The following is a 602-nucleotide window of genomic DNA, read 5'->3' as shown; positions in this document are numbered from 1 at the left end:
CATGATTAAATAAAATAATACAAATTTAGCACATTTTACTTACGGAAAAACACCTTGACAAATTGTTGATATTTTAATGCAATGCTACTGGATTTTTTCGTGTAACTGCCTGCTTGGAGCCCCGTTCGAGCGCTAGTTAGTCGATTTTTTCGTGCAACTGCCTGCTTGGAGCCCCGTTCGAGCGCCAGTTAGTCGATTTTTTTCGAGTAACTATGGGGCTTTAAGCTGCGGCGGCGAGTGGATTACTCTAATTCGGAAACGGCGTCTCCGCCCTTGCGTTTATGTAAGGTCGGAATGCGGAGCAACAGGGCGTCCAGGCGGCTGCCGGAAGCGAAGCCCGGCAGCTCGCGCCATTGCCGCGGCAGCGCGGCGCCCAGGGCGACGAGCGCCGCGGCGAAGACGGCGGCGCCGACCGCGACGCCCGGCAGGGCGACGAGAAGCGCCGCCAAGCGCGCGGGCAGGGCGGCGGTAGCCGCGCCAAGCGCGAGCGCGACGAGCGCGACCGCGGCTGCCATCGCGGCCAGCGCAGCGCCCGAGCGCCACGCGAGCGCCGCGCGCGGGGCGGGCAGTTGCACGCGCTGACGCAAGGACAGCGCGTTAAG

Annotated in this window: 1 protein-coding gene; it reads right to left on the bottom strand. The window is 61.8% G+C overall.

Annotated elements, in window-relative coordinates:
- Positions 1–242 precede the first annotated feature (242 nt).
- A partial coding sequence (locus tag ACFPPD_RS23315; RefSeq protein ID WP_378083556.1) for a hypothetical protein occupies positions 243–602 on the bottom strand: 360 nt, incomplete at its 5' end.

The sequence above is a fragment of the Cohnella suwonensis genome, assembly GCF_042655365.1.
In the GTDB taxonomy this organism is placed as follows: Bacteria; Bacillota; Bacilli; order Paenibacillales; family Paenibacillaceae; genus Cohnella; species Cohnella suwonensis.
The sequence above is the reverse complement of the archived record's forward strand: the minus strand, read 5'-3'. Positions and strand labels throughout refer to the sequence as shown.